The 4278-nt window shown below is 43.8% G+C and carries 3 protein-coding genes; all 3 read left to right on the top strand.

The window, feature by feature from the left end; translation table 11 throughout:
- Positions 1-227 precede the first annotated feature (227 nt).
- Positions 228-3353 carry a PKD domain-containing protein gene (locus AACT21_RS07100; protein ID WP_094164509.1) on the top strand — a complete coding sequence of 1042 codons (3126 nt, stop codon included), beginning with the start codon at positions 228-230 and terminating at the stop codon, positions 3351-3353.
- 314 nt (positions 3354-3667) lie between these two features.
- Entirely contained in the window at positions 3668-3916 is a 249-nt protein-coding gene (locus AACT21_RS07095; RefSeq protein WP_017044439.1) for a hypothetical protein, read from the top strand.
- Positions 3916-4278: type III secretion protein (locus tag AACT21_RS07090; protein ID WP_094164508.1), on the top strand; the 363-nt coding region annotated here is incomplete at its 3' end. The genes AACT21_RS07095 and AACT21_RS07090, both read left to right, overlap by 1 nt.

The raw sequence follows: 4278 nt of genomic DNA, 5'->3' as shown, positions 1-4278 counted from the left end.
AGAGGGTTTTAGCCACCAACGAGTTTACCAACGCGATGAGTAACCTTATGTTCGATGGGTGTATTACAAGTCATTTTTTGGTTTAACTATCTGATTTGTATTTGTTTCATGATTATTCAACTTTGTTCAATAGTGATGTGAAGATGAGTTCGCTAAGTTACTTAATTGTCACTCAGTGATTTTTTAAGCGGAATACACACACTATTAAAGGAGTTTTAAGTATTCATATGAAACAAAAAACGATTAGTTTGCTCATATCAGCAATACTGCTTTCGCCACCGTTACTTTCGGTACCCACCGTCAGCGCAGAAGTGCAACGTTCGACAAGTGTCAAAAGCGAATCCGTGAGTAGTTCAATCTCGATGGGTTCGGTTGATACTTGGTATTCCCAAGGCGAAATTTTATTAACGAACACTTCTGGCCAGTCTCTGGACTTCAATGGGGCTGAGATTTGGCTCGTTGCGGATAAAAATATCAGCATTGAGAATGTTTGGGGCAGTACTGGGTTCTCAGTTCGTCGCCAGCAAGGTAACACGTTCATCTTTAAGCATGACAGCACGTCGTTACCTGTTTTATCTGGAAATTCCATTAAGCTTATTTTTGGTGTGGATGCTGCGGATGGCAACTCGGTTGATGCCAATGATCTCCATGTAGAAAAAGTGATTGTGAAAAATGACCCAGCGATGCAGGGTAAAATAGAGATCGTCGCTCCCACGTCGCCTCACTCTAGCCTTAGCAGTGCTTCTGTTCAAGTCGAAGGGCAAAGCTATAGCGAGACGGTTTCAGTACCATGGGGGAGTACGTTTACCTTAGATCATCTTAGTGATGGTGAATATCAGTTGACAACATTGGATGTTAGCAGTGAGTTTGGGCTTGCTAATGCAGTGTCACCAGTGATGAGTGTGACAGTAAACAGTGAACAGAGCCCGGCAAGTTCTCAACTTCAATATAATGCATTCATTTACTATGCGGGTATAAATTTGACCTTGCCTGCATTAGACAGTATCGCAGGAAACCCAACCACAGATGTTGCAATACACCAAGCGGGAAGTGAAGAGGTTTTGCGTAGCGTTACTGTACCTTTTGGTAGCCAATTTGATATCACTAAGTTGTTGGATGGCGATAGCTACGATCTCTCTTATGCTCCCGTCACTGTGAATAATTCGGTGTATCAATTGCAGCCAAGTTTGGGTGTGACAGTCAATAAAGACAGCCTAATGCCCGTTTCGCCTGACGTTGATGTATCGCAAGTTGCGACCGACGGTTTTCGCCAAGTTGAAGCGCAAATCACTGGTCTCCCTAGTGAAGCGCTACCCGTAATGGTCAGCTTGATGGCGCGTGATGGTTCTGTAAGCTACCGTTACGAAATTTCTAGCCATAATGAAATCTTGCCAGAGAGCATCAAGCCTGGTGATTACTTAATTCAAATCGAACCTGTTTCCACCGATGAAACCCGTTATGCGTATGAAGGGGATAGTGTGGTGACTATTGATGAAAGTATTTCACCGTTTGCGCTGGTTCTGCCATTTCGCGAAAGCATGAGTTTAGCGGTCAAAGGTTTCCCGGATTTTGTTGCTAACGGTACGGTTACCAATGACGGAGAACAGGCAACCAGCGCAATTGGCGCAACCAGTGTTGATGCCATTTTCAAATATGCAGGCTTCAGTGGTTCAGGTGATCCGGGTGTTATTTTGCAAAAAGCGGAGCTACCTTTGCACCGGACCTATCAAAATGCGCAGACGGCGTCTCAAATTTCCGGTAAACACGTATTACCTGTCATGGTGGTATACACCGCCAATGCGAGTGGTGGTGCATCGTTTGGAGATTTGGAAGATAACGATACGCTTTATAAGCACTATGCGACATTTATGACTCAAGCCACCGCCGCTCAGGAATATGCTGCTGGTGACGGATCTTCGCCTATGTCTTTTGTGCTGAACCCCGATTTCTTAGGTGAGCTACAGAAAAACCCGGATCACGTTGAGCGGTTGAATGAGCAGGGTGCAGTGAAAGTTAATGAACAGCTTGCGCATGCACTTCAATACATGAAAGACACTTACGGTTATACGCTACCCACCGAGTTACCGACATTTGACAATACATTGACGGGGTACATTGCATCTTTGAACTTCATCATGAAAGGGATGGCACCGGATGTAAGCTTTGGTTGGCAGATTAACTTATGGGCTGTCGGCAGTGCTAACTGGATCCACAGCACTGAAGATAATTCTCAGAATACGGGTAAAGATGTCGCTGATTTTGTCAATTCTCTTCAAGTGTATTCGGGCAATTATGTTCCAGATTATATTGTGTTTGATAAATACGAGCGTGATGGTTTCGGGTCAGAAGCGATTGCAAACTACGCTTATAACGCCACCAGTTGGACTCGTTATCTCTCTTATGTGAAAACCATCAGTGGCGGTGTTGATGCCCCAGCGATGATTTGGCAGATCCCCGGTGGACACATGCCAACCGTTGATGAAAGTAACAGCATGATCATGGAAGAGCATGAAGCGTCCGGTGGTTCTTACTTTATGGGAGACGCACGAATTGGCTCTGACATTAGTAAGATTCGTGCTGGTTTACTTGATAAGCCACTGAGTGCGAACATCTATAACGGCGCAAGTAATGTGGGCGAATTGCTGGAGAAAGATGCTGGCTATGATTGGTCTAACGCTGGGATACAAGATTTACCTAAGAATAACGTATTCGCGGTTTTTTGGGGCGGTGGTTCGACAACGGCCGTAGTCTCTATCGGCTCCAATGGTTCGGATAACGGTTGGTTACAAAGCAAGGTGGATGCTTATGCACAAAACCCAGTTTGTTTATCTGGCCATGAGTGTGACGGCTCCATTACGGGGGGGAGTGGTGGTGTGACACCACCTCCGGGCAATAAGCCGCCAGTCATTCAACTTGCTCCTTCTTTTGAAGTGAAAAGTGGTGAGTCCGTTACGATCACTGCAACCGCAAGTGACCCTGATGGTGATACGGTAAGCTACCAATGGACAGTGCCAGCTGATGTCGTCGTCATTGGTGATATGAGCAGCAATACGCTTCAAGTAACAGCACCAGTCACTGCATCCGACATCACGTATACCATTGGTTTAGACGTTTCTGACGGTGAGATCTCTACAACCAAAGCGACACAACTGATTGTAACGGGTGATGGTAGCGGTGGCGGTGATGATGGCCTCTGTGCGGATATTGCGCCGTTTGTACAAGGCCAGTATCAACCCGGCGAACAAGTTACATACGAAGGAAGTTTGTATGAAGCGGAACGTTGGACTGATGGTGATAAAACGCCAACTACTCCTTATGCCGGTTGGGTACTTATCGGTAGTTGTAATAGTTAATTAAATAGATAAAACAGCCAAAAGCTCCCTGTTTGATGGGAGCTTTTTATTGAAAGCATGGCATCTCGTTTTTACCTTTGGGTTATCACAAATCAATACGCAAGCTGTACCGAGCAAAGAGTGCCATTTTTGAAAAAAACGTGCGGATGGGCTGGATAATTATATTTATTCTCTTTTTTTCAGAATGATTCCGTTTTATCCATTGGCATGTCTACGTTGTTCCTCGTTACGATACTCAGTATTACAGCACTACAACACAGTGTGCAGAGCAAGTTTCAAGTTCAAATTATTGTATTATTTTGTGGGAGTCGTTTATGACAGGTTTAAATATAGAGCAGATACAACCTTCTGTTTTGGAAGATACGTTCAATAATATAGGAAAAGGGTTTCAAGAAATCTTAGATTCTCTTGATAAAGCGAATGCTAATGGCAAGGCGCTAACCGTTCAAGATACGCTATCACTACAGCAGTCGGTTTTTCACTATACAATGTTCCAAGAAACGGTGACTAAAATCGCTTCAAAATCAGCGAACGCGATCAACGAAGTGACGAAGGCTCAGTAATGAATAAGCTGTATGTCTTGTTGTTGCTTTTTTTATTTGGCTGTGGCGAACAAGGTTCTACACAAATTGCTAGCTTTGAGTCTGCCGATATTGCCAATAAAGTTATTGTAATGCTGTCTCAATACCAAGTACCAGCAACGCTATCGAGGCAAAAAGAGAGCTTTTTGGTGTTTGTTGATGAATCAGCCGAAGAGAAAGCTCGTACTTTACTAACAAAATTTAATTTCTATTTCCAGCGTGAAGATCTCAATGATCTTCTTGAATCTAAATTTGCCAGCTTAAGCAAATTAGAAATGGTAAAAGGAAACTTATTACAAAGCCGAGAGATATTTAACAAGTTGAGCGTAATTCCAAACGTATTG

It is taken from the genome of Vibrio sp. V08_P9A1T1 (assembly GCF_963874405.1).
GTDB lineage: Bacteria > Pseudomonadota > Gammaproteobacteria > Enterobacterales > Vibrionaceae > Vibrio > Vibrio anguillarum.
This window is presented reverse-complemented; position numbering and strand designations above follow the sequence as displayed.